The organism is Neisseria blantyrii (genome assembly GCF_962747855.1).
Classification (GTDB): domain Bacteria; phylum Pseudomonadota; class Gammaproteobacteria; order Burkholderiales; family Neisseriaceae; genus Neisseria; species Neisseria viridiae.
Map to the genome: position 1 here is coordinate 188,910 of NZ_CAUIZY010000001.1, position 22,591 is coordinate 211,500.

A 22,591-nucleotide genomic window follows, 5' to 3' on the forward strand; every position below is an offset into this window, starting at 1 on the left:
CTCGGGAAACGGTTGGACGGTAAAACGGGAAATGCCGTCTGAAAAAGGGTTTCAGACGGCATCGTCCGGCTTAGAGGTTTTGCAGGCGTTCTACAGACGGCGCGTAGTAGTATCCGCCCGAAACGGCGGCGGAGAGATGCCGGAGCAGCAGGTCGGTTTTGCCGTCCGTATCGCCGAACATACTCAATAATTGCGCTTCGATATTGTGCAGCGTGCGGCAGTATGCGGTAAACATCAAACCGTGTTCGCCGCTGATTTTGCCGAAGGGCAGGCTGCGGCGGACGATTTTCAGACCAATGCCGTTTTCTTTCAGGTTGACGCGGCCGAGGTGCGAATCGGGCAGGCGGACATCGCGGCTGAATTCGTCGTCGGTTTCCTTGCTGCGTCCGACCGAGGCCTCCTGTTCGGCGACGGGGACGGCATCCCATTTTTTCAAATCGTGCAGGTATTTTTGCAGCAGGACATAGCTGCCGCCTGCATCGGGTTTTCCTTCGGGGATGATGGCGACTTCGCGGATTTTTTCATCGCCCTGCGGGTTTTCCGTGCCGTCGACGAAACCGTCCAGCCCGCGATCCTGATACAGACGCAAACCGTGTTCTTCGGAGGCGACGCATATGCTGTCTCCGAATGCGCCCAAAACGGATTGCGCAAGCGCGTAGGCGGCGTTTTGGCGGAAGGATTGGATGTGGATGTACATATCGTGCTGCGTGGATGGTGCAAGCCCGTTACCCATTTCGGGGAAGGGTTTGATTTCACTGCCTTCGTCCGTGTGTCCGAATGTTGCCCAGGCTTCGCTGCCGAAGGCGATGGTCAGACCCAAAATATCGTCCGGAAAGCGGGCTTTCAAGGCGGATAACGCGTCGAGCGAAGCGCGGCAGGCGGCTTTAATATCGTTGAGGCGGTTGGCGGCGAAGTCGGCTTCGATAAAGATGCCGGCTTGGGCGTGGTCGGGAATGATGGCGGATTGGGGTGTGTTCATGATGTTCCTTTTTGGTGTCATCTGTTTCGGGTGGATTATAGCACCGAATCGGCAGGCGGATTTTTGCCGGAACAGCGTGCGTGAATCCGCCGTTTGCGTACCTGATGCTGCTTTTTGGTTTCGTGCCGCCCGTCGCCTTTATTCCCGCTTCCGGCGGCTTCGGCATATCTTTTCCATTCCGGTTTGGAATAGCCATATAAAAAAGTATTCTTTGTGTTTGCCGCAATTTCACTTAGAATGCCGCACTTGCACACTTTTTACAGGAGAGGATGATGTTGAAAAAATTCGTACTCGGCGGCATTGCCGCATTGGTTTTGGCGGCCTGCGGCGGTTCGGAAGGCGGCAGCGGAGCATCTTCCGCGCCTGCACAATCGGCAGTTTCCGGTTCTTTAATCGAGCGCATCAACAATAAAGGCACGGTTACCGTCGGCACGGAAGGCACTTACGCACCGTTTACCTACCACGACAAGGACGGCAAACTGACCGGTTACGATGTGGAAGTAACCCGCGCCGTGGCGGAAAAACTGGGCGTGAAAGTCGAGTTTAAAGAAACGCAATGGGATTCGATGATGGCGGGTTTGAAGGCGGGGCGTTTCGACGTGGTGGCCAACCAAGTCGGTCTGACCAGCCCCGAACGCCAAGCGACATTCGACAAATCCGATCCTTACAGCTGGAGCGGTGCGGTTTTGGTTGCCCGTAAAGACAGCAACATCAAATCCATAGCCGACATCAAAGGCGTGAAAACTGCACAATCCCTGACCAGCAACTACGGCGAAAAAGCCAAAGCTGCAGGCGCAGATTTGGTGGCTGTTGATGGTTTGGCGCAATCGCTGACCCTGATTGAACAAAAACGTGCCGATGCAACCCTGAACGACGAATTGGCGGTATTGGATTACCTGAAGAAAAACCCAAATGCCGGCGTGAAAATTGTTTGGTCCGCGCCTGCGGATGAAAAAGTCGGTTCCGGCCTGATTGTCAATAAGGGCAATGACGAAGCCGTGGCGAAATTCAGTACGGCAATCAACGAGCTGAAAGCCGACGGCACGTTGAAAAAACTGGGCGAACAATTCTTCGGAAAAGACATCAGTGTTCAATAATTTCCTTGCTTCGCTGCCGTTTATGACGGAAACACGCGCCGATATGATTGTCAGCGCGTTTTGGCCTATGGTCAAAGCCGGCTTCGCAGTATCTTTGCCTTTAGCGATCGCTTCTTTCGTTATCGGTATGATGATTGCGGTAGCCGTGGCTTTGGTGCGGATTATGCCCGCCGGCGGCATCGTGCGGAAAATCCTGCTGAAATTGGTGGAATTTTATATTTCCGTCATTCGCGGTACGCCGCTGTTGGTTCAGCTTGTGATTGTGTTTTACGGACTGCCATCCGTCGGCATCTATATCGATCCGATTCCTGCCGCCATCATCGGCTTTTCGCTCAATGTCGGCGCATACGCTTCCGAAACCATACGCGCAGCGATTTTGTCCGTGCCGAAAGGCCAATGGGAAGCAGGTTTCTCCATCGGCATGACCTATATGCAGACTTTCCGCCGTATTGTCGCGCCACAGGCATTCCGCGTTGCCGTGCCGCCTTTGAGCAACGAGTTTATCGGCTTGTTCAAAAACACCTCGCTCGCCGCAGTGGTAACGGTAACGGAGCTTTTCCGTGTCGCCCAAGAGACGGCAAACCGCACTTACGACTTTTTGCCGGTTTATATCGAAGCCGCATTGGTTTATTGGTGTTTCTGCAAAGTGCTGTTCCTGATTCAGGCGCGTTTGGAAAAACGTTTCGACCGTTATGTCGCCAAATAAGGAGTTGTCATGATTAAAATCCGCAATATCCATAAGACCTTCGGCGAAAACACCATTTTGCGCGGCATCGATTTGGATGTGGGCAAAGGGCAGGTGGTCGTCATCCTCGGGCCTTCCGGCTCGGGCAAAACGACGTTTCTGCGCTGTTTAAACGCGCTGGAAATGCCTGAACAAGGTCAGATCGAGTTTGACAACGAGCAGCCATTAAGCATCGATTTTGCCAAAAAACCAAGCAAACACGATATTTTGGCACTGCGCCGCAAGTCCGGCATGGTGTTCCAACAATACAACCTCTTTCCGCACAAAACTGCGTTGGAAAACGTGATGGAAGGACCGGTTGCCGTACAAGGCAAACCTGCCGCCCAAGCGCGCGAAGAAGCTTTGAAATTGCTTGAAAAAGTCGGTTTGGGCGACAAGGTTGACCTTTATCCCTACCAGCTTTCCGGCGGTCAGCAACAGCGCGTCGGCATCGCCCGCGCATTGGCGATTCAGCCCGAGCTGATGCTGTTTGACGAACCGACTTCCGCACTCGACCCCGAGTTGGTGCAAGACGTGTTGAACGCTATGAAGGAATTGGCGCGGGAAGGTTGGACGATGGTCGTCGTGACCCACGAAATCAAGTTCGCGCTGGAAGTTGCCACGACCGTCGTCGTGATGGACGGCGGCGTTATCGTAGAGCAGGGCAGCCCGAAAGAATTGTTTGACCACCCCAAACACGAACGGACGCGGAGATTTTTAAGCCAAATCCAATCTGCCAAGATTTGATTAACCATGTGTGAAAAATACCGTCTGAAACTTTCAGACGGCATTTTTTCTATTTTTACAGAGGCCAGATTAGATTCGGATTGCTTTCAATGACTGCTTTGAATTGGTTTTGAATACGCTCAATCGCTTCTTGCGTATCCGCTTCAAAACGCAACACCAGAATCGGCGTGGTATTGGAAGCACGCATCAGGCCGAAGCCGTCAGGGAATTCAACGCGCAAGCCGTCGATGGTGATGATTTCGGTCGCACCTTCAAACTTGGCATGGGCAGCCAACTCTTCAATCACTTTGTGGCCGTTGCTGCCTTCCGGCAGGTTGATGTTGAGTTCGGGGGTGGAAATGCTTTGCGGCAGCTTGTTCAACACTTCGGACGGATTGTCGAAGGCAGACAGGATTTCCAAGAGGCGTGCACCGGCATACATGCCGTCGTCGAAGCCGAACCAGCGTTCTTTAAAGAAAACGTGACCGCTCATTTCGCCGGCAACCAGTGCGCCGGTTTTTTTCATGGTGGATTTGATGAAGCTGTGGCCGGTTTTTTCCATCACAGGTTCGCCGCCGTGTTCTTTAATCCAAGGCGCGAGCAGACGGGTGGATTTGACGTCGAAAATCACTTTGGCTTTAGGATTGCGGCTCAACACGTCTTGCGCGAAAAGCATTAATTGGCGGTCTGGATAGATGATGTTGCCGTCTTTGGTGACCACGCCCAAGCGGTCGGCATCGCCGTCAAATGCCAAGCCGATTTCGGCATCGCTGTTTTTCAGTGCGTCAATCAAATCTTGCAGGTTTTTGGGTTTGGAAGGATCAGGGTGGTGATTAGGGAAATTGCCGTCCACTTCGCAGAAAAGTTCGGTCACTTCATTGCCCAAACCTTTGTAGAGTTTGCCTGCAAATGCGCCGCCGACACCGTTGCCTGCGTCGATAGCGATTTTCATGGGGCGTTTGAGTTTGATGTGGCCGACGATGTGGTTGTGGTATTCGTCGGAGATGTCTTTTTCGGTTACGTTGCCTTGTTTGTCGGTGGCAACAAAGCCGTCTTTCTCAACAATAGCTAAAAGTTCTTGAATGGCTTCGCCTGCGAGCGTGTCGCCGCCGAGCATCATTTTGAAACCGTTGTAATCAGGCGGATTGTGGCTGCCGGTAATCATCACGCCGCTGCCGCCGCATTCGTTGATGGCGGCGAAATACAGCATGGGCGTGGCAACCATGCCGACGTTGAGGACGTCGATGCCGCTGTCGGTAAAACCGCGTTGGATTTGTGCCATCAGGCCGGGGCCGCTCAAACGGCCGTCGCGTCCGAGTGCGATGCGGGTAATACCTTTTTCGGCGGCTCTGGTGGCGATGGCTTTGCCGATGAGATAGGCGGCTTCGTTGGTCAGGGTTTTATCGACAATGCCTCGGATGTCGTAGGCTTTGAAGATGTCGCGGGCAATATTTGCCATGATGGTTTCCTTGTTGTGGTTTCAGGAAAGGAGGCTATTTTAACACGTTGCAACATTGTCCGAAGGCCTGCGGGAGGTGTTCAGACGGCATATGTGCTTGGATTTTATGCCGCCTGAAACAAAAAAAGCAGCCTTTGTGCAGGCTGCTTTCGGATTGCCGGTTTATACCGCTTCGGCTTTAATGATGATGACAGGTTCGGTCGGTACGTCGTCATGGTAGCCGTGGCGTTTGGTGGATACGCCTTCGATGGCGTCGACAGCGTCAAAACCGTCGACTACCTTGCCGAATACGGCGTAACCCCAGTCTTGTACGACGGTTCTGCCGTACATTTCTTTGGAGCGGTGGTTGAGGAAGGCATTGTCGGCAGTGTTGATGAAGAATTGCGCACTGGCGGAATGGGGGTCGGAAGTGCGTGCCATGGCGATGGTGTATTTATCGTTGGGCAGGCCGTTGGACGCTTCGTTTTGAATCGGATCGCGCGTTTCTTTTTCGTTCATGTTTTCATCCATGCCGCCGCCTTGAATCATGAAGCCTTTGATGACGCGGTGGAAGATTACGCCGTCGTAGAAGCCATCTTTGACGTATTGTTCAAAGTTTTTGGCGGTAACGGGGGCTTTGTCGAAATCGAGTTCGATTTTGATGTCGCCTTTGTTGGTGTGCAGGATAATCATATATTTCCTTTCGTTGAAAATCACAGGCAAAATTGGGAGGCTTGCGGAAAATCCAATGCCGTCTGAACGGATTATGTCAGACGGCATCGTTTTAGGGAATCGGATTTACATCAGGAAGAAGTATGCCCACAGCGAAACCAGCGCGATACAGAGGATGTTCAGCAGTATGCCGACATTCATCATTTCGCGTTGCCTGATTAAGCCCGTGCCGAACACAATCGCGTTAGGCGGTGTGGCAACCGGCAGCATAAAGGCACAAGATGCGCCGACACCGATGACGAATACCAAGACTTGTTCGGGCAGCCCCATTTGCGCGGCGATACTGGCGAAAATAGGCACAAGCAGGGCGGCAGAAGCCGTGTTACTGGTGAACTCGGTCAGGAAGATGATGAAGGCGGCAACCACGAAAATCACCAGCAATGCGGGAGAATGGGAGAACGTGGAAGCAACTTGCTGACCCAGTGCTTCAGATGCGCCGGAAGATTGCAGCAGCGCACTCAGGCTGATACCGCCGCCGAAGAGCATCAATACGCCCCAGTCGGTGTTGCGGGCGACTTCCTTCCATTGCGCCACGCCGAATACGACGACGGCAACGGCGGCAATCAGGGCGATAACGGTATCGGGGTTGGAAATACCGAATGCGGCTTTGATTTTGGCACTGAATACCCAAGAGACGGCAGCGGCAAGGAAAATCAGCAATGCGATAACGCGGTGCAAAGTCCACGGAATCGATTCGGCTTTGACTTCCACGCGTTCGTTCAGGTTGGGCTTAAGGATGACGTACATGGAGAACAGCATCAGCGGCAGAATCAACAGCATCATGGGCAGACCGAGTTTCATCCAGCTGACGAAATCAAGATTCAGGGCTTTGGCGGCAATCATGTTCGGCGGCGAACCGACGACTGTTCCCAAGCCGCCGATACTGGCGCAGTAGGCGATGCCGAGCAAAACAAAGACATAGGTTTTGCGTTCTTTTTCCTGGTCGAGGTGGCTCATCATACCCATTGCCAAAGGCAGCATCATCGCGGCGGTGGCGGTATTGCTGATCCACATGGACAGAAAGGCGGTAACGAGGAACAACATCAAAACCGCCACTTTCATATTGCCGCGCGACAGGCGCAGCAGGCTGACGGCGATTTTGCGGTCGAGACGCTGCATATGCAGGGCGGTGGCGAGTGCGAAACCGCCGAAGAAGATATAAATTGTCGGATCGGCGAAACCTGCCATTGCCTTTTTGATGTCCATGTCGGGGAAACCGAGTACGACGGCGAGAATCGGCACCATCAGTGCGGTTACGGTAATGTGGACGGCTTCGGTAAACCAAAGTGCGGCAACGAAAATCAGCAGCGCGATACCTTTATTGGCATCGGGACTGTAAGGCAGGATGTGGTAAATGCCGAAACAGACGACGGCGGAAATGATGGTGGTCAGCAGACCCTTAAAGTCGGTAATCGGCTTCTGCGCACTGAGCAGCTCGACGTTTTCGGGATGCTGGGTTTTGTCCTTTGCATGCAGGTTCATGAATGCTCCTTTAAGGCAACAAAATCGGTTTTTCTTTTGTGTCGTGCAATTCGAAACGGTCTGCGAAACCGCCGGTTCTGCAACTGGTTCGAGTATATTTGTAATCCGATGTAGTGTAAATATATTGTAAACGATTTGTCGGTTTTGTTTATGAGATGGGATTGATATGTAAGGAGAAAAACAGGATGCATCGAGGGGATTCATCCTGTTTGGGAGAAATAAACCGATTCAGTCCGGGCGGCAGGCGGCGCGGGCGGCAAAGAGTGCGAGAACCGTACCCGCCATATCGGCAAGGACATCGCCCAAACTGCCGGTTCTCGTTGCGGTAAACCATGCCTGAGCGCATTCGCTGACTACGGCAAAACAGAAGGCGAACGCAATCAGGCTGCGGTAGGGGATGGGAAGTTTTCCGGTTCTGAATGCTTTGGTCAGAAGCCAGATTTGTGCGAAAAACAGGGCGAGGTGCGCCACTTTGTCAAAATGCGGAAAAGGCGGCGGCGCGGTTTCGGCGGGTTTGAGCAGCGCATAGATGCCGCCGGCAAACCACAATGCCGAAAGCAGGGCAAAGCGGTTGCGCGGCAGCTTCATGCTGCCTCCTCGTCCAGCCACGTTTGGCAGATTTTGGACAGGCGCAGGAATTTTCCGCCGCGTGCGGCCAGCATATCGCGCCATTGTGCCACTTCTTCGGCAGACGGTGCGTCGTCGATGCTGCATTCGTACAGCAGGAAATTTAAAGTTTCTTCAATGACGGCAACGGATTCGGTTTGGATGAGCCGGTTGAGTTTGGACATAGTGCGGGTTCTCGCTGATGGCGGGAATGCCGTCTGAAGGGGCTTCAGACGGCATAGGGTCATTTGCTGTGCAGGAAACGTGTTGCTTCTTCCCATTTGCCGGAAATGATGTCGGGTATGGCCTGCAGGGATTTGGCGATGGCATCGTCAATCTGTTGGCGGTGTTCCGCACTGGGTTTGTTCAGGACATAGCCGACGACGAGGTTGCGGTCGCCCGGGTGGTCGATACCGAGGCGCAGGCGGTAATAGTCGGCCGTACCGAGCCGTGCCTGAATGTCTTTCAACCCATTGTGTCCGCCGTTTCCGCCGCCGAGTTTGAATTTGATCCGTCCGCAAGGGATGTCGAGTTCGTCGTGGACGACGAGGATTTCTTCGGGTTTGATTTTATAAAACTGTGCAAGCGCGGCAACCGCCTGTCCGGAACGGTTCATGAACGTGGCCGGTTTGAGCAGCCAAACATCGCCGTCGGGCAGGGTGGCGCGGGCAACTTCGCCGAAGAATTTTTTTTCTTCTTTAAACAAAGCCTTCCACTTCCAAGCCAGTTCGTCGAGGAACCAAAAACCCGCATTGTGGCGGGTCTGTTCGTATTCTTTGCCCGGGTTGCCCAAGCCGACAACCATTTTGATTGTGTTTGACATGATATTTTCCGTGTTTCTGTCGAATGCCGTCTGAAGACTTCAGACGGCATGGTTATTCTTCTTGATTTTGAACGCGTTTGCGGCGCGCTTCTTTGGGGTCGATCAACAGCGGGCGGTACACTTCGATGCGGTCGCCGTCGCGCAGCGGCGTATCGTCTTTGACGGCTTTGCCGAAAATGCCCAAAGGCGCGGAATGCAGGTTTAAATCTTCAAATATGCCGTCCAAACCGCTTTGCAGTGCGGCGGCGCGGACGGTTGTTCCCTCGGCAAGCTGCATCGTTTTCAAAACCTGCCGGTCGGGCAGACCGTACACAATCTCAATTTCAAGCATAACGGCGATCCGCCTCTTTAACGAACGCCTCGACCAGCGTGGCGGAAAGGTGGTTGAATACGGGGGAAATTAAGGCAGACAAAACGGCATTGGAAAAATCGTATTCCAAATTGAATTCGATTTTGCACATATCGTCGCCCAAATCGATGAATTTCCACGTTCCACGCAAGGTTTTGAACGGGCCTTCGAGCAGTTCCATACGGATTTCCCTGCCGGGGATGTTGCGGTTGTGCGTGGCGAATGATTGGCGAACGTGCATATAGTCCATAAACAGCCGCGCCTTCAGTTCGTTGTCGTTGCGCCCGATGACCTCGGTTTTGCTGTACCACGGTAGAAAGTTCGGGTAATCCTCAACCTTGTCGACCAGCTCGAACATTTTGTCCGCGCTGTGCAGCACCAAGATGTTTTTTTCAACTTTTTTCACGGGCATCACCAATGCGGTCGTGTATTCGAAGGGCGGTATTATAGCGGTTTAATTTTAAACCGGTATAGCCTTGCCCCGTTCTGATTTCAATTTAAACCGCCATATCGCAGATTCGCAAAAACCGATACGGCTTTGGCGTTTCAGACGGCATTGGGCGGAAAATGCCGTCTGAAAACGGGATGGGAAAACGGCAGCTTGCGGGCTGCCGTTTGTTCGGGGAGTTAAGCCTTGTTTTCAGGCTGCTGCCCGGACTTTGTCGAAGCGGTGTCTGCCGGGGCAGGTGCTCCGGTTTTTTCCCGAGCCGGAGCGTGCGGCGCGTTATCTTCCGCCGCATCCGCATTCTCGCGCAGGTTGTGGCTGTAATCCTTGGGCGGACTGGGTTGTTTGCCCGCCATAATTTCCAGCACTTGATCGCGGTCGATGGTTTCCCATTCCATCAGGGCTTTGCACATCGTTTCCATCTTGTCGCGGTTTTCATCGAGGATTTTGTAGGCAACCTGATACTGCTCGTCCAGAATCCGGCGGATTTCCGCATCGATGTCCTGCTGGGTTTTCTCGGAAATATTTTGCGAACGGGTTACGCTGCGTCCCAAGAAGACTTCGCCTTCGTTTTCCGCATAAACCATCACGCCCATTTTGTCGCTCATACCGTAGCGCGTCACCATTTCGCGCGCCATTTGGGTTGCGCGTTCAAAGTCGTTTGATGCGCCGGTGGAGATGCGTCCGACGAAGATGTCTTCGGCAATCCGTCCGCCGAACAGGATGGAGAGTTGGCTCAACAACTGATCTTTATACATACTGATGCGGTCGCGCTCCGGAAGCTGCCAAGTCAGGCCCAGTGCGCGTCCGCGCGGCATAATGGTTACTTTGTGGACGGGGTCGGTAAAGGGCAGGCTTTCGGCAACAATCGCGTGTCCGGACTCATGATACGCCGTCGCACGTTTTTCGTCTTCGTGCATCACCATACTGCGGCGTTCCGGACCCATATAGATTTTGTCTTTGGCATCTTCAAAATCGCTCTGATCGACTTTGACTTTGTTGCGGCGGCCGGCAAACAGGGCGGCTTCGTTGACCAAGTTCGCCAAGTCCGCACCGGAAAAGCCCGGCGTGCCGCGCGCGAGGGACAATAAATCCACGGATTCGTCCAAAGGCACTTTTTTAGAATGGACGTTCAAAATCTGTTCGCGCCCCCGGATGTCCGGCAGGGGGACGACGACTTGGCGGTCGAAACGGCCGGGGCGTTGCAGCGCGGGGTCGAGTACGTCGGGGCGGTTGGTTGCCGCAATGACGATGACGGTTTGGTTGCTCTCAAAACCGTCCATTTCAACCAATAATTGGTTTAATGTTTGCTCGCGCTCGTCGTTGCCGCCGCCCAATCCTGCGCCGCGTTGGCGGCCTACTGCGTCGATTTCATCAATAAAGATGATACAGGGGGCGTTTTTCTTCGCCTGCTCGAACATATCGCGGACGCGGCTCGCGCCGACACCGACAAACATTTCGACAAAATCGGAACCGGAGATACTGAAGAACGGCACGCCGGCTTCGCCTGCAATGGCTTTTGCCAGCAGGGTTTTACCCGTACCCGGGCTGCCCGCCAGCAGGATGCCGCGCGGTACGCGCCCGCCCAAGCTTTGATAGCGGTTCGGGGCTTTCAGGTAATCGACGATTTCCTGCACTTCTTCTTTGGCTTCGTCGCAGCCGGCGACATCGGCAAAGGTCACTTTATTGGCATCTTTGTCCAGCAGGCGGGCGCGGCTTTTGCCGAAGGAGAATGCGCCGCCTTTTCCGCCGCCGCCCGTCTGCATACGCATAAAGTAGAACCATGCGCCAATCAGCAGCAGGACGGGCAGCAGGCTGTAAAACAGGGCAGTCAGCGCGCTCGGTTTTTCTTCCGGCGTTACTTTTACGCGGACGTTTTTGTCTAAAAGCGTTTTGATTAGGTTGTCGTCCAAAGGCGCGTTGGTAAAGAAGGTGCTTTTGTCGGTGCGCTCGCCTTTAATCAGGTAACCGCTGACGACGGATCCTTCGATGTTGACGCCGGATACTTCGCCGTTGTTGACCTGTTGGATGAACTGAGAATATTCGATTTGTCCGTTGTCTTCTTTTTTACCGTCTAAAGCGTTGAACGCAGCCATCAGACCGATACCCAAGGCGACCCAGACAAGGATTGATTTAAAGGTGTTCCCCACTTAGCAAGGCTCCATAATTGAGGTGTAAAACGGAAATGATTGTAAAACACGCCGTCTGTATTGTCAGCGTTTATTTTTGCCCAATAAATAAATCTCACTGGAGCGATTGCGCGAGGCTTCGGGTTTGCGCGTCTGCACCGTGCCGAAAATTTCGCGCATGGCTGCCATATATTCCTGATAGCCTGCACCCTGAAAGACTTTGACCAAAAAGCTGCCTCCGGTTTTCAGGTGTTGCGAGGCGAAGTCCAAAGCCAGTTCGCACAGATAAAAGCTGCGTGCCTGATCGCTTACGGCATTGCCCGACATATTGGGTGCCATATCGCAAATTACAAGGTCGAGCGGGCGGTTGTCCAACAAGGTTTCAAATTGTGCCAGTACGTCGTTCTCGCGGAAGTCGCCCTGAATGAAGGACACGCCCCCTATGGCTTCCATAGGCAGGATGTCCAAGGCGAAAACTGCTCCGGAAGTCCCCGTCAGTTTGGCGGCAACCTGCGACCAGCTTCCCGGTGCGCTGCCCAAGTCGGCAAGTACCGTGCCGGGTTTGATCAGCTTGTCTTTTTCGTTGATTTCCAAAAGTTTGTATGCGGCACGGGCGCGGTAGCCGTCTTTTTGTGCCATATGGACGTAATGATCGTTGACGTGTTCGTGCAGCCACGCTTTTGAGGATTTGGAACGTACAGCCATAGTGGTTCGCGGGTCGGAATGAAACCGCGTATTGTACGTTAATTTTGCCGTTGCCGTGCCAAATCGCGTACAATGCCGCATTATTCTTTTTATTCAAGCAGTAGGAAAATGACGGATAGCAAATTGAATACCAAAGAAATTTTGGAACTGAAAGCGCGCGCGCACCATCTCCATCCTGTTGTGATGGTCGGTCAGCAGGGTTTGACGGACGCGGTCATCAAGGAAACCGATGCAGCACTGACGGCGCACGAGTTGATTAAGGTGCGCGTATTCGGCGACGACCGTGCCGAACGCATCGAAATCTGCAATGCCTTATGTGAGGCGGTTGATGCGCAACTGGTTCAGCATATCGGAAAACTTTTGGTATTGTGGCGTAAGAATATCGAAGCCTGACAGCCTGAAGCGGTTGTTTTGCTATTGTTCTTTAACGGGCGGGACGCTGTCCTCCGGCGCGGCATTCCGGCGTGCCGAAACCCTTTCCGGTGAAAACGGATTTTGATTACCGCCCGATGCCGTCTGCAAGTTGCGGCGGCTTCTGTATGATTTGAATTGTTGACAGGATGATTGGAGGGATTATGCAGTTTCCTTACCGCAATGTTCCGGCTTCGCGTATGCGCCGTATGCGCAGGGATGATTTTTCACGCCGCCTGATGCGCGAGCATACGCTGACCGCCGATGATTTGATTTATCCGGTGTTCGTATTGGAGGGGTCGGCGCGCGAGGAGGATGTGCCTTCTATGCCGGGTGTGAAGCGTCAGAGTTTGGACAGGCTGCTGTTTACGGCGGAGGAGGCGGTGAAGCTCGGTATTCCGATGTTGGCACTCTTTCCCGTGGTTACGGCAAACAAAACCGAGCGTGCGGAGGAGGCGTACAATCCCGAAGGACTCGTGCCGGCAGCCGTCCGCGCCTTGCTCGAGAGATTTCCCGAACTGGGCATTATGACGGATGTCGCGCTCGATCCTTATACGGTTCACGGTCAGGACGGGCTGACGGACGAAAACGGTTATGTGATGAACGATGAAACCGTCGAGGTTTTGGTCAAGCAGGCTTTGTGCCACGCTGAAGCGGGTGCGCAGGTCGTTGCCCCTTCCGATATGATGGACGGGCGTATTGGTGCGATTCGCGAGGCGTTGGAGGATGCCGGGCATATCCACACGCGGATTATGGCGTATTCTGCCAAATATGCTTCGGCGTTTTACGGGCCGTTCCGCGATGCGGTGGGCAGTTCGGGCAATTTGGGCAAGGCGGACAAGAAAACCTACCAGATGGATCCGGCAAATACCGATGAGGCGTTGCACGAAGTGGCGTTGGACATTCAGGAAGGTGCGGATATGGTGATGGTCAAGCCCGGTTTGCCGTATTTGGACGTTGTCCGCCGCGTGAAGGACGAGTTCGGCGTACCGACTTATGCCTATCAGGTTTCGGGCGAATATGCGATGCTGCAGGCGGCGGTTGCCAACGGATGGCTGGACGGCGGCAAAGTGGTTTTGGAAAGCCTGCTGGCATTCAAACGTGCGGGTGCGGACGGGATTTTGACCTATTACGCCATTGAGGCGGCAAAGATGCTGAAGCGTTGATATTTGATTCGCAATATTGAAATGCCGTCTGAAACTATGGTTTCAGACGGCATTTTGCGTGGATTATACAGTCGTATCCAGTGCGGCAGAAATATCGTTCCAAATATCATCTACGTCTTCAATGCCGATAGAGAAACGCAGCAGGCCGAGTTTGATGCCCATTTCCATTTTCACATCATGCGGCACGCCGCTGTGGGATTGGGAATAGCAATGGTTGACCAAACTTTCCACGCCGCCGAGGCTGGAAGCCATTTTGACCAGTTTCATGTTTTTAATCACGCTATTAGCCGCTTCACGCGTGTCGTTTTTGAGATAAACCGTAACCACGCCGCCGATGCCTTTGGGCATTTGTGTTTTCGCCAGTTCGTAATGCTCGTGCGACGGCAGGCCGGGATAGAACACTTTTTCAATGGCAGGATGGGCTTCCAAACGGCGCGCGATTTCGAGTGCGTTTTGGCAATGGGCATTCATGCGCAAGGCCAATGTTTTGATACCGCGTAACACCAGCCAGCAGTCCATCGGGCCTGCAATCGCGCCGGTATGCACCATCATGTCGTGTAAAGGCTGCGCCAGCTCTTTAGTTTTGGCAACGACTACGCCCATCAATACGTCGGAATGGCCGCACAAATATTTGGTAGCGGAATGGAATACAAAATCGCAACCCATATCCAAGGGCTGTTGCAGATACGGCGTGGCAAAAGTATTGTCGATGCCGACCAGTGCGCCGACCGCTTTGGCTTTTGCGGCAAGGACTTTGATGTCTACCAAGCGTAAAAGTGGATTGGACGGCGTTTCCAGCCAAACCAGTTTGACCTTGTGCGCTTTAAGCAATTCGTCCAAATTATTGGGATTGCCCAAATCGGCAAAAACAACGTTCACTCCCCATTTTTGATAAACATCGACCAATAAGTCATACGCGCCGCCGTAAATATCGGCGACGGCGACAATGGTATCGCCCGGGCGTAGGAAAGTGCGCCATACGGCATCAATTCCCGCCATACCGCTGGAAAACGCAAAACCTGCCGCACCGTGTTCCAAATCGGCAACGGTGTCTTCTAAAATCTGACGGGTCGGGTTGCTCAGGCGCGAGTAGCGGTAAGGCACATTTTCGCCGATTTCGTGCAGCGCAAACATACTGTTTTGATAAATCGGCGGCATCAGCGCGCGGTTGTGTTCGTCGCAATCGTAGCCGGAATGAATGGCTTTCGTGGCGAATTTCATCTGTTTCTGCCTTGTAAGATATGAATAAGTCGGGATTTTATCACTATCCCGAAAATAGAAACAATCAATGCAGCCGCCAAAAGCAAGTGATATAATCTCGCATTTGCAGGCAGGCGGCCAACAGCGTTTTTTCAGACGGCATCTGCCTGCCATACAATACACACATCTCAATAATTATCTGAATATTAAGGACAAACAACGCATGAACGCCATTGCAGACGTGCAATCCAGCAGAGATTTACGCAACCTGCCGATCAATCAGGTCGGCATTAAAGACCTGCGCTTTCCGATTACCCTGCAAACTGCAGAAGGCATCCAGTCCACCGTTGCCCGTCTGACCATGACGGTTTACCTGCCCGCCGAGCAGAAGGGTACGCATATGTCGCGCTTTGTCGCATTGATGGAGCAACATTCTGAAGCCTTGGATTTCGCACAATTGCATAGGCTGACTGCCGAAATGGTCGCGCTTTTGGATTCCCGCGCCGGCAGAATCAGCGTTTCTTTTCCGTTTTTCCGCAAGAAAACCGCGCCGGTTTCCGGTATTCGGTCCTTACTGGATTATGATGTCTGTCTCACGGGCGAAATCAAAGACGGGGCATACGGCCACAGTATGAAGGTCATGATTCCCGTAACCTCGCTTTGTCCGTGTTCCAAAGAAATTTCTCAATATGGCGCGCATAATCAGCGTTCGCACGTTACCGTCAGCCTGACTGCCGATGCCGAAGTCGGTATTGAGGAAGTCATCGATTATGTGGAGGCGCAGGCAAGCTGCCAACTCTACGGCCTGCTCAAACGCCCCGATGAAAAATATGTTACCGAAAAAGCCTACGAAAACCCGAAATTCGTGGAAGATATGGTGCGCGATGTCGCTACTTCGCTGATTGCCGACAAACGCATCAAGAGTTTCGTTGTCGAGAGCGAGAATTTCGAATCTATCCACAACCATTCGGCTTATGCCTATATCGCGTATCCGTAGGCGTGTTTGCGATGACCCAAATGCCGTCTGAAAGGCATTGGGGCGGCATTCGCGAATCTGCCGCCGTATCGGTTTGAAATCAATTTGCAATAAAAGTAATAAAGGATGCACGATGACAGTATTAAGCAAAGAGCAGGTTCTATCCGCATTTAAAAACCGCAAATCGTGCCGGTATTACGATGCGGCACGCAAAATCAGTGCCGAGGATTTTCAGTTTATTTTAGAACTCGGGTGTTTGTCGCCCAGTTCGGTCGGTTCGGAGCCTTGGCAGTTTGTTGTGGTTCAAAATCCCGAAATCCGACAGGCAATCAAGCCGTTTTCTTGGGGTATGGCGGATGCTTTGGATACCGCCAGTCATTTGGTGGTGTTTTTGGCGAAGAAAAATGCCCACTTCGACAGCCCGTTTATGTTGGAAAGCCTCAAACGGCGCGGCGTTACCGAACCGGATGCCGTGGCAAAATCTTTGGCGAGGTATCAGGCGTTTCAAGCTGACGACATCAAGATTTTGGACGATTCGCGCGCCTTGTTTGACTGGTGCTGCCGCCAGACCTATATCGCGTTAGCCAACATGATGACGGGTGCGGCGATGGCAGGTATCGATTCCTGCCCGGTGGAAGGTTTCAACTATGCCGATATGGAACGCGTATTGTCCGGGCAGTTCGGTTTGTTCGATGCGGCAGAATGGGGTGTGTCCGTTGCCGCGACATTCGGCTACCGGGTTCAGGAAATCGCCACGAAAGCGCGCAGGCCGTTGGAAGAAACCGTTATTTGGGCATAAGGCAATGCCGTCTGAAAACGCAAGGATTTTCAGACGGCATTTTTTAATGCTTATTTAAAACGATTCTCCGGGAGCGAGATAACGCCATTTACCGGGCGGTAGCCTGCCGAGTTTGACCTTGCCCATGCGGATGCGTTTCAGCCCGACGACGCGCAGTCCGACCAGTTCGCACATACGGCGGATTTGCCGCTTTTTACCCTGTTTCAACACGAAGCGCAGTTGGTCTTCGTTTTGCCATTCTACTTGGGCGGGACGCAGTTTCTCGCCGTCCAAACTCAATCCGTGATTCAGTAAGGCAAGTCCTTTTTCGTCCAATTTTCCGCGCACGCGCACCAAATATTCTTTTTCACTGCCGCTGTTTTCGCCGATAAGCTGCTTGGCGATACGGCCGTCCTGCGTCAATACCAGCAATCCGACCGAGTCGATGTCCAGCCTGCCGGCGGGGGCGAGGCCGATTTTGTGTTTCGGATCGAAATGTATGCGGCCGGTGTCGCCTTCCCAGCGGTTTTCAGGGGTAATCAGTTCGGCGGCGGATTTATAGCCTTTTTCCGCTTGTGCGCTGACATAGCCGACGGGTTTATTCAGCAGGATGGTAATGCGTGCCGCCTGCTGTTCGTGGGCTTTCTTGTTTAGTTCGATACGGTCGGCCGGTGAAACTTTCTGACCGAGTACGGCGGTTTTGCCGTTGACCGTTACCCAGCCCTGTTCGATGTAGCCGTCGGCTTCGCGGCGCGAACAAAGCCCCAGTTGCGCCATACGTTTGGACAGGCGCATGGTATCTTCTGTATGGTCGGAGGAAATTTTGGAATTCATGGATACTTTCGGGTAAAGGCCGGCTTAGACTAATTGCTCGCCCCAGTGCAGTTTTTGGCGCAGGGTTTTGAAATATTGGTAGTCGGTCGGATGTAGGATGCGTAAGGGGTTTCGGTAGCGGCGGATGGTGATGCGGTCGAGGTTTTGCACGTCGATGAAGGATTGTCCGTCGAAATGAACACGGGCGTCGCCGCTTTGGGTAACGAGGATTTCTATTTCAGATGCGTCGGAAATGGCGATAGGGCGGTTGGTCATGGATTGCGGACAGATGGGTACGAGTGTGAAGGCGTGTAATCCTGCCTGCATGATGGGACCGCCGGCGGCAAGCGAATAGGCGGTCGATCCGGTGGGGGTGGAGACAATCAGCCCGTCCGAACGTTGTGTATAGACGAATTCCTGATTGACGAAGACTTCAAATTCAATCATCTGTCCGGCACCGCCACGGGAGAGGACGGCATCGTTGAGGGCGAGGGCGCGTTCGGCGGTTTTGCCTTCGCGGATCAGTGCGGCTTCAATCAGGATGCGCTCTTCGGCAAGGTATTTTCCTTCTAAAACAGGCAATAGCTTGTCTGTCATATATTCGCGGGGAATTTGGGTAAGAAAGCCCAAATGACCTTGGTTGATGCCGATAATCGGAACGGCGCGCGGGGCGATTTCTCGGGCGGCAGAGAGAAAGGTGCCGTCTCCGCCTAAGACGGCGACCAAGTCGCAGTATTGCCCCAGTTCGGTTTTGTTGGCAATGTGGCAGCCGACGGTGTCTTGGGTATAGATGCAGCCTTCCTTTATGCCGACTTCGTCGAGATAGACGGTAAAGCTGTGCTGCTTCAAAAAGGTAATCAGTGTATGTGCAGTATCTTGGATGTCGGGTGTGTTGGGGCGGGTTACGATGCCGATGTTGTGAAAAGGACTGTTCATGTCGGATGCCGTCTGAAGGTTAGTCTATCCAAATGTCGCGTTCGAGCCTGTCGAGGCGTTCGTTGAGGCGGGCAACGTCGTCACGCAGTCTGCTTATTTCGTCGAGGCAGTCGGCAAGGGCTTCGTTGCCGATGTTTGCGGACTCGGGTTCGCGGGAAAATCCGCCGATTTGTTCGGCGATGTTCCTGCCGATTTGTTTGATGCCGTGTCCGATGTCGGCGGCACGGCTGCCGATGTCTGATTGCGTGCCGAAAATCCGTGCCAATTCGTCCGATGCGCGGGAACGCAGGCTGCCGAGCAGGGACAGTACCGCGATGCCGAGGATGAGGTCGCCTTCGAGCCCGATGTCGCCCACCCCGGGTTCGCCGCCTTGGAGGATTTTCTGTATCGCGCTGTTGCGGAAGATGATTTCGGTGTCTGCAAAGCCGTTTCCCGCCGCGAGCAAACCGTCTTCTGTAATGCGTCCCGCCAGTTTCAGCCCGGCAATGTTCAGGGTCAGTGTTTTGCCTGCAAAGGCGGCAAGTTCCGAGCGGCTGTCCGAGCTTTGCAGAATCAGGCGGTTGATGATGGGGAGGAGGGCGGACATATTTTCTGATTGGGGCGGAGAATGCCTGTTTGTTGCTGTTGCCGCTTATTTTACAGGCTTAAGCCGTTATCGCAAACGGTACGGATGATTTTGCCCACGCTGTCGTCGGGTGCGAAATCCGGCGCGGGCAGGCCGAGTTTGGCGGCTTCTTCCGTATAAAATTCGCGGCGTGTCGGGTGGCGCGGTTCGATAATGTTTTTCAGCCGCCTGCCGCCGGGTTTGAATGCCGTCTGAAACAGGCTTTCGACGACGATGTCGCGGTGGACGATATTGACAGGCCAGTTGCCGCCTTGGATGTTTTGCTTTTGAACAAGGCGGCTGACGGGATGGCGTTCGGCGCAATAAAGCCCGCCCGGCCGCAGGATGTCGATGTTCGGAACGCCGCTGTCGAGCAGGTGTTGTTCGGCGGCGAGGATTTGTCGGGCGGACTCGGTTTGCGGGTCAGGTCGGGTGGTTTCGTCGCATTCGCGCGCCTTATCGCCGTAAACACTGGTGCTGCTCGTGAAAATCAGGTGTTGCACGTTACACGCCCAGGCAAGTTCTGCCCATTGTTTGACGGTATCGGCGTAATGCGTCAGCGAGGAGGGCGGCAGCAGGAAGAACCAGACGGGTTTGTCGGCGTGGTGCTGCCAAAAGCTTGTATCGCGGGCAAGGTTCGCGCTTTGAAACACGCTGTCTTGATTGAGGTCGATGGTATCGAGGTGTATGGGCAGATTGATATCGTCCGAAGTCAGGCTGCGTTTGACGGCGGCAACGCGGCTGCCGTGTTCGTAAAGTTTCTGCGCCAAAGGACGGCCGAGATAGCCTAAGCCTAAGATAGATGCGTCGGGGGAGGCGGAAGGGGGTGTATGTATCATGTTTATAGATGAATGCCGTCTGAAAATAAGCTCAGACGGTATGGAAATTATGAATGCGTACTGCTGATTTTCCGGTCGTATTCCGCGCGGTGTTCGGGCAAAAGATAAGGACGCAGGAGGCTTAAGGTGCGGCGGATGCCGCGTGCTTTGGAGTCTTCGGTCAGCTTGGTACGCCCGCGCAGTGAGCTGTCGAAGTCGAACCAATATTTCGTGACCATCCACATATTGACGGCGAGGTCGTTCATAGCAGTTTGGTCGGCTTGGATGATGTTCAGGCCGTTGAGCTGGGTGAGCAGGTTGACCAAGAGCGGGGAGACTTTGGCTTGGGTGAAGGTGTTGTGCTCGCCCAAAAGTTCGGTACTGCGCGCAAGCAGGGTGTTCACGTCGCTGAAGAGGAAACGGTATTCCCACATCACATCGTAAATCCCTGCCATATAGTTGATGGAATCTTCGACATCAGACGGCAACACGGCTTCATTCAGGTATGCCAGCAGGGCTTCGCTGTAACGTTTGAAGAGCTGGACGATGATTTCGTCTTTGTTGCGGAAGTGGTAATAGAGATTGCCCGGACTGATGCCCAAATGTGCCGCGATATGGTTGGTACTGATGTTGCGCTCGCCTTCCTCGTTGAAAAGCGCAAGGCTGGCGTCGATGATGCGGGTGTAAGTATTGGTTTTTGCAATGCGGGTCACGGGCATACTCCTTGGATTTATAGGCTGAACGAAGCAGGCAGCCAATTGGGTTCGGCGTGTAATTCTACCTGAAATCGAGTAAATACTGTATTGCAGACGTGTTGCGCCAGTTTCCAGATGTCGTCTGAAGAAGCATTGTTTTTGTTCACCAAAACCAGAGCCTGCCGGTCGTGTACCGCCGCGCCGCCAATTTGGAAGCCTTTCAGACGGCATTGGTCGATCAGCCAGCCGGCGGCGAGTTTGACCGAACCGTCGGGCTGCTGATAGCGCGGCATATCGGGATGCTGCTGCAACAGGGTGGCGGCTTTTTCTGCGCTGACGACGGGGTTTTTAAAGAAACTGCCGACATTGCCCAAAACTTTCGGGTCGGGTAATTTGCTGTTGCGGATGGCGCACACCGCATCGGAAACGTCTTTCGCCGTCGGTGCTCTGCCCGCGCTCAGTTCGGCAACCTTCGCCGCCAAATCGCCGTAGCTCAAGTTCGGCACAAAATGCGTTTTTAATGCAAATACGACCGAAACAATCACATAACGCCCTTTGCCTTCCTGCTTGAACAGGCTTTCGCGGTAGGCGAAGCGGCAGTCGGCATTGGAAAGGGTTACAAAGGTTTCCGTATCCAAATCGAAGCAGCGCACGCTGTGAATTACGTCTTTCGCCTCCACGCCGTATGCGCCGATATTCTGCACGGGCGACGCGCCGACCGTACCCGGAATCAGGCTCAGGTTTTCCAAACCGCTTAAACCCAGCGCGACGGTGTGCAGGACAAAATCGTGCCAAATTTCGCCCGCCTGCGCTTCAATCAGAACCATGCCGTCTGAACGCGTAATCTCGCGTATGCCCTTGTTTTCCATGTGTACGACCAAGCCGTCGTAATCCTGCATCAAAAGGATATTGCTGCCGCCGCCGAGCCATAAAACAGTATCGCGGTTGAACTCGGGCAGTCGGATGATGTCGCGCAACTCGTCGGCGTGTTCGAGCGCGATAAAGGCTTGGGCTTGGGCGCGAAGACCGAAGGTGTTGTAGGGTGTGAGGTCGGTTTGGTATTGGATGGGTTGCATGATGATTTGTGATTTTGTGGATTCAGGTCGTCTGAAAACTTACTATTTAACAATTACGATAGGTAATGGGGTTTTGGGGAGCTTTATAGTTTTCTTGGGAAGAATAGGTCAGCTTGTCTACGATTTCTTGATAAATGTCGGACTCTTTTGGCAACGGCTTGCCTTCAAACATCCAACGGCCTTGAATAATATCGTCGGCAGAAATCCATCTTTCGATTTCATATACTGCTAATGTCCAGCCGCGATAGACTGCAACTGCATATTTTGCTTTTTCACGTCGGCTTCCGATTTTCCAATATTTCCGTGTGCGTTCGTAAATTTCCTTATTCCTATTGGCTTCAGGAATATTTCCGGATCTAATACTTTTTTTCAGTTTCTCGTATTCATTATTAATCGTAATTAAAACAATAAGTTTATCAGTTTTTAATTCTTGCGCATCATATTTTCGTTTTAATTCGGGCAAACTCATTAATCCTACTTCTGAAGAATGCGTGCCGCCTTGAATATTAGTCAGCGGCTGCTGGCTCGGCTTGACTAGGGAGAGTAGGTCTATTGCCATCGCTTCATATTCAAAAGCCTGTTTGTCTGTTTGGATGTTGTGCCGCAGAATGTAATACACGGGCTGGTGTCCGCTTTTATGTATTTCCCTAATCAAAGCAATTTTATCACTTGGCGTTTCTGTTTCTTGTAATGAACCTAGGGCATGATGGAAAACGCGATTGCCCACGCCTTTACCTACATAGAAAATATTGCCGTCTCTAGGGTCAATCAAGCAATAAATATAGTAAGCAAGTTTTTCTATAATGGAAGTTGAAAACATTTTTTTCCTTAAAAGTGAATAAGTCGTAAATGGAATATCAATGGAGGTCGTCTGAAAGAAATT

The 22,591-nt window shown here is 53.0% G+C and carries 26 protein-coding genes; 7 read left to right on the plus strand and 19 right to left on the minus strand.

Annotated elements, in window-relative coordinates; all coding sequences use genetic code 11:
* Positions 1-70 precede the first annotated feature (70 nt).
* Positions 71-979, minus strand: coding sequence for a Dyp-type peroxidase (locus Q9J80_RS01050; RefSeq protein WP_304671443.1), 909 nt, complete (start codon positions 977-979; stop codon positions 71-73).
* Positions 980-1,248: 269 nt separating this feature from the next.
* On the opposite strand from Q9J80_RS01050, the gene Q9J80_RS01055 reads away from it, so the two are divergent.
* The 3 genes from Q9J80_RS01055 to Q9J80_RS01065 are packed head-to-tail and all read left to right on the plus strand — an operon-like array spanning position 1,249 to position 3,547.
* Entirely contained in the window at positions 1,249-2,076 is an 828-nt protein-coding gene (locus Q9J80_RS01055) for an amino acid ABC transporter substrate-binding protein (protein ID WP_304672654.1), read from the plus strand.
* Positions 2,066-2,782 carry an amino acid ABC transporter permease gene (locus Q9J80_RS01060; RefSeq protein ID WP_192885359.1) on the plus strand — a complete coding sequence of 239 codons (717 nt, stop codon included), beginning with the start codon at positions 2,066-2,068 and terminating at the stop codon, positions 2,780-2,782. Before Q9J80_RS01055 ends, Q9J80_RS01060 begins: the two co-directional genes overlap by 11 nt.
* Positions 2,783-2,791: 9 nt before the next feature.
* Positions 2,792-3,547 (plus strand): amino acid ABC transporter ATP-binding protein, encoded by a 756-nt coding sequence (locus Q9J80_RS01065; RefSeq protein WP_304672651.1) that lies wholly within the window; start codon positions 2,792-2,794, stop codon positions 3,545-3,547.
* A 55-nt stretch (positions 3,548-3,602) separates the two neighbouring features.
* On the opposite strand, the gene Q9J80_RS01070 is transcribed toward Q9J80_RS01065, so the two are convergent.
* The 10 genes from Q9J80_RS01070 to Q9J80_RS01115 all read right to left on the minus strand — a co-directional run bounded on the left by Q9J80_RS01070 (position 3,603) and on the right by Q9J80_RS01115 (position 12,235).
* Positions 3,603-4,985 carry a phosphomannomutase/phosphoglucomutase gene (locus Q9J80_RS01070; RefSeq protein WP_304672649.1) on the minus strand — a complete coding sequence of 461 codons (1,383 nt, stop codon included), beginning with the start codon at positions 4,983-4,985 and terminating at the stop codon, positions 3,603-3,605.
* A gap of 162 nt (positions 4,986-5,147) precedes the next feature.
* Positions 5,148-5,657 carry a peptidylprolyl isomerase gene (locus Q9J80_RS01075; protein WP_039854612.1) on the minus strand — a complete coding sequence of 170 codons (510 nt, stop codon included), beginning with the start codon at positions 5,655-5,657 and terminating at the stop codon, positions 5,148-5,150.
* Between the two features lie 105 nt (positions 5,658-5,762).
* Positions 5,763-7,178 carry an SLC13 family permease gene (locus Q9J80_RS01080; RefSeq protein WP_301673593.1) on the minus strand — a complete coding sequence of 472 codons (1,416 nt, stop codon included), beginning with the start codon at positions 7,176-7,178 and terminating at the stop codon, positions 5,763-5,765.
* A gap of 228 nt (positions 7,179-7,406) precedes the next feature.
* Complete coding sequence (locus Q9J80_RS01085) at positions 7,407-7,766, minus strand: VanZ family protein (protein WP_301673594.1); 360 nt, start codon at positions 7,764-7,766, stop codon at positions 7,407-7,409.
* On the minus strand, positions 7,763-7,969 hold the full coding sequence (locus tag Q9J80_RS01090) for a dioxygenase (RefSeq protein ID WP_301673595.1): 207 nt from the start codon (positions 7,967-7,969) through the stop codon (positions 7,763-7,765). Before Q9J80_RS01090 ends, Q9J80_RS01085 begins: the two co-directional genes overlap by 4 nt.
* A 59-nt stretch (positions 7,970-8,028) precedes the next feature.
* Positions 8,029-8,607 carry an aminoacyl-tRNA hydrolase gene (pth, locus tag Q9J80_RS01095; RefSeq protein WP_301673596.1) on the minus strand — a complete coding sequence of 193 codons (579 nt, stop codon included), beginning with the start codon at positions 8,605-8,607 and terminating at the stop codon, positions 8,029-8,031.
* A 52-nt stretch (positions 8,608-8,659) separates the two neighbouring features.
* The gene (locus tag Q9J80_RS01100) at positions 8,660-8,938 is read right to left on the minus strand and encodes an RnfH family protein (protein WP_002217575.1); all 279 of its coding nucleotides are present in this window, start codon (positions 8,936-8,938) and stop codon (positions 8,660-8,662) included.
* Complete coding sequence (locus Q9J80_RS01105) at positions 8,931-9,362, minus strand: type II toxin-antitoxin system RatA family toxin (RefSeq protein WP_301673749.1); 432 nt, start codon at positions 9,360-9,362, stop codon at positions 8,931-8,933. Before Q9J80_RS01105 ends, Q9J80_RS01100 begins: the two co-directional genes overlap by 8 nt.
* A gap of 221 nt (positions 9,363-9,583) precedes the next feature.
* Positions 9,584-11,551 carry an ATP-dependent zinc metalloprotease FtsH gene (gene ftsH / locus Q9J80_RS01110; protein ID WP_301673597.1) on the minus strand — a complete coding sequence of 656 codons (1,968 nt, stop codon included), beginning with the start codon at positions 11,549-11,551 and terminating at the stop codon, positions 9,584-9,586.
* Positions 11,552-11,614: 63 nt separating this feature from the next.
* Entirely contained in the window at positions 11,615-12,235 is a 621-nt protein-coding gene (locus tag Q9J80_RS01115) for an RlmE family RNA methyltransferase (protein ID WP_002213963.1), read from the minus strand.
* 108 nt (positions 12,236-12,343) lie between these two features.
* Between Q9J80_RS01115 and yhbY the strand changes: the two genes are divergently transcribed.
* Entirely contained in the window at positions 12,344-12,628 is a 285-nt protein-coding gene (gene yhbY, locus Q9J80_RS01120) for a ribosome assembly RNA-binding protein YhbY (protein WP_301673598.1), read from the plus strand.
* A gap of 182 nt (positions 12,629-12,810) precedes the next feature.
* A complete protein-coding gene (gene hemB, locus Q9J80_RS01125) occupies positions 12,811-13,812 on the plus strand; it encodes a porphobilinogen synthase (RefSeq protein WP_301673599.1) in 1,002 nt (333 codons plus the stop codon).
* A 63-nt stretch (positions 13,813-13,875) separates the two neighbouring features.
* Here hemB and Q9J80_RS01130 read toward each other — a convergent pair whose 3' ends face one another.
* Positions 13,876-15,033, minus strand: coding sequence for a trans-sulfuration enzyme family protein (locus Q9J80_RS01130; protein WP_301673600.1), 1,158 nt, complete (start codon positions 15,031-15,033; stop codon positions 13,876-13,878).
* 202 nt (positions 15,034-15,235) lie between these two features.
* Between Q9J80_RS01130 and folE2 the strand changes: the two genes are divergently transcribed.
* Both folE2 and Q9J80_RS01140 read left to right on the plus strand, forming a co-directional pair.
* A complete protein-coding gene (folE2, locus tag Q9J80_RS01135) occupies positions 15,236-16,009 on the plus strand; it encodes a GTP cyclohydrolase FolE2 (RefSeq protein ID WP_369415224.1) in 774 nt (257 codons plus the stop codon).
* 112 nt (positions 16,010-16,121) lie between these two features.
* Positions 16,122-16,787: an NAD(P)H-dependent oxidoreductase gene (locus Q9J80_RS01140; RefSeq protein WP_301673602.1), complete on the plus strand. Its 666-nt coding sequence runs from the start codon at positions 16,122-16,124 to the stop codon at positions 16,785-16,787.
* Between the two features lie 54 nt (positions 16,788-16,841).
* Here the strand turns inward: Q9J80_RS01140 and Q9J80_RS01145 are convergent, their stop codons facing one another.
* The 7 genes from Q9J80_RS01145 to Q9J80_RS01175 are packed head-to-tail and all read right to left on the minus strand — an operon-like array spanning position 16,842 to position 22,528.
* Positions 16,842-17,600, minus strand: coding sequence for a pseudouridine synthase (locus Q9J80_RS01145; RefSeq protein ID WP_301673603.1), 759 nt, complete (start codon positions 17,598-17,600; stop codon positions 16,842-16,844).
* Between the two features lie 24 nt (positions 17,601-17,624).
* Entirely contained in the window at positions 17,625-18,515 is an 891-nt protein-coding gene (locus Q9J80_RS01150; RefSeq protein ID WP_301673604.1) for an NAD(+) kinase, read from the minus strand.
* Between the two features lie 19 nt (positions 18,516-18,534).
* Positions 18,535-19,101, minus strand: a complete 567-nt coding sequence (locus tag Q9J80_RS01155; protein WP_301673605.1) for a ubiquinone biosynthesis accessory factor UbiJ — start codon at positions 19,099-19,101, stop codon at positions 18,535-18,537.
* Positions 19,102-19,151: 50 nt separating this feature from the next.
* Complete coding sequence (locus Q9J80_RS01160) at positions 19,152-19,958, minus strand: SDR family oxidoreductase (RefSeq protein WP_301673606.1); 807 nt, start codon at positions 19,956-19,958, stop codon at positions 19,152-19,154.
* Between the two features lie 47 nt (positions 19,959-20,005).
* Positions 20,006-20,656 (minus strand): TetR/AcrR family transcriptional regulator, encoded by a 651-nt coding sequence (locus Q9J80_RS01165; RefSeq protein WP_301673607.1) that lies wholly within the window; start codon positions 20,654-20,656, stop codon positions 20,006-20,008.
* An 11-nt stretch (positions 20,657-20,667) separates the two neighbouring features.
* On the minus strand, positions 20,668-21,708 hold the full coding sequence (gene murB, locus Q9J80_RS01170; protein ID WP_304671450.1) for a UDP-N-acetylmuramate dehydrogenase: 1,041 nt from the start codon (positions 21,706-21,708) through the stop codon (positions 20,668-20,670).
* A gap of 46 nt (positions 21,709-21,754) precedes the next feature.
* On the minus strand, positions 21,755-22,528 hold the full coding sequence (locus Q9J80_RS01175) for an LEM-3-like GIY-YIG domain-containing protein (protein WP_301673609.1): 774 nt from the start codon (positions 22,526-22,528) through the stop codon (positions 21,755-21,757).
* Between the last annotated feature and the right edge of the window lie 63 nt (positions 22,529-22,591).

Coding starts and splice junctions, on each gene's coding strand:
- Q9J80_RS01050 (WP_304671443.1), bottom strand. CDS start 979: ATGAACACACCCCAATCCGCCATCATTCCCGACCACGCCCAAGCCGGC.
- Q9J80_RS01055 (WP_304672654.1), top strand. CDS start 1,249: ATGATGTTGAAAAAATTCGTACTCGGCGGCATTGCCGCATTGGTTTTG.
- Q9J80_RS01065 (WP_304672651.1), top strand. CDS start 2,792: ATGATTAAAATCCGCAATATCCATAAGACCTTCGGCGAAAACACCATT.
- Q9J80_RS01070 (WP_304672649.1), bottom strand. CDS start 4,985: ATGGCAAATATTGCCCGCGACATCTTCAAAGCCTACGACATCCGAGGC.
- Q9J80_RS01075 (WP_039854612.1), bottom strand. CDS start 5,657: ATGATTATCCTGCACACCAACAAAGGCGACATCAAAATCGAACTCGAT.
- Q9J80_RS01080 (WP_301673593.1), bottom strand. CDS start 7,178: ATGAACCTGCATGCAAAGGACAAAACCCAGCATCCCGAAAACGTCGAG.
- Q9J80_RS01085 (WP_301673594.1), bottom strand. CDS start 7,766: ATGAAGCTGCCGCGCAACCGCTTTGCCCTGCTTTCGGCATTGTGGTTT.
- Q9J80_RS01090 (WP_301673595.1), bottom strand. CDS start 7,969: ATGTCCAAACTCAACCGGCTCATCCAAACCGAATCCGTTGCCGTCATT.
- pth (WP_301673596.1), bottom strand. CDS start 8,607: ATGTCAAACACAATCAAAATGGTTGTCGGCTTGGGCAACCCGGGCAAA.
- Q9J80_RS01100 (WP_002217575.1), bottom strand. CDS start 8,938: ATGCTTGAAATTGAGATTGTGTACGGTCTGCCCGACCGGCAGGTTTTG.
- Q9J80_RS01115 (WP_002213963.1), bottom strand. CDS start 12,235: ATGGCTGTACGTTCCAAATCCTCAAAAGCGTGGCTGCACGAACACGTC.
- yhbY (WP_301673598.1), top strand. CDS start 12,344: ATGACGGATAGCAAATTGAATACCAAAGAAATTTTGGAACTGAAAGCG.
- hemB (WP_301673599.1), top strand. CDS start 12,811: ATGCAGTTTCCTTACCGCAATGTTCCGGCTTCGCGTATGCGCCGTATG.
- Q9J80_RS01130 (WP_301673600.1), bottom strand. CDS start 15,033: ATGAAATTCGCCACGAAAGCCATTCATTCCGGCTACGATTGCGACGAA.
- folE2 (WP_369415224.1), top strand. CDS start 15,236: ATGAACGCCATTGCAGACGTGCAATCCAGCAGAGATTTACGCAACCTG.
- Q9J80_RS01140 (WP_301673602.1), top strand. CDS start 16,122: ATGACAGTATTAAGCAAAGAGCAGGTTCTATCCGCATTTAAAAACCGC.
- Q9J80_RS01145 (WP_301673603.1), bottom strand. CDS start 17,600: ATGAATTCCAAAATTTCCTCCGACCATACAGAAGATACCATGCGCCTG.
- Q9J80_RS01150 (WP_301673604.1), bottom strand. CDS start 18,515: ATGAACAGTCCTTTTCACAACATCGGCATCGTAACCCGCCCCAACACA.
- Q9J80_RS01155 (WP_301673605.1), bottom strand. CDS start 19,101: ATGTCCGCCCTCCTCCCCATCATCAACCGCCTGATTCTGCAAAGCTCG.
- Q9J80_RS01160 (WP_301673606.1), bottom strand. CDS start 19,958: ATGATACATACACCCCCTTCCGCCTCCCCCGACGCATCTATCTTAGGC.
- Q9J80_RS01165 (WP_301673607.1), bottom strand. CDS start 20,656: ATGCCCGTGACCCGCATTGCAAAAACCAATACTTACACCCGCATCATC.
- murB (WP_304671450.1), bottom strand. CDS start 21,708: ATGCAACCCATCCAATACCAAACCGACCTCACACCCTACAACACCTTC.
- Q9J80_RS01175 (WP_301673609.1), bottom strand. CDS start 22,528: ATGTTTTCAACTTCCATTATAGAAAAACTTGCTTACTATATTTATTGC.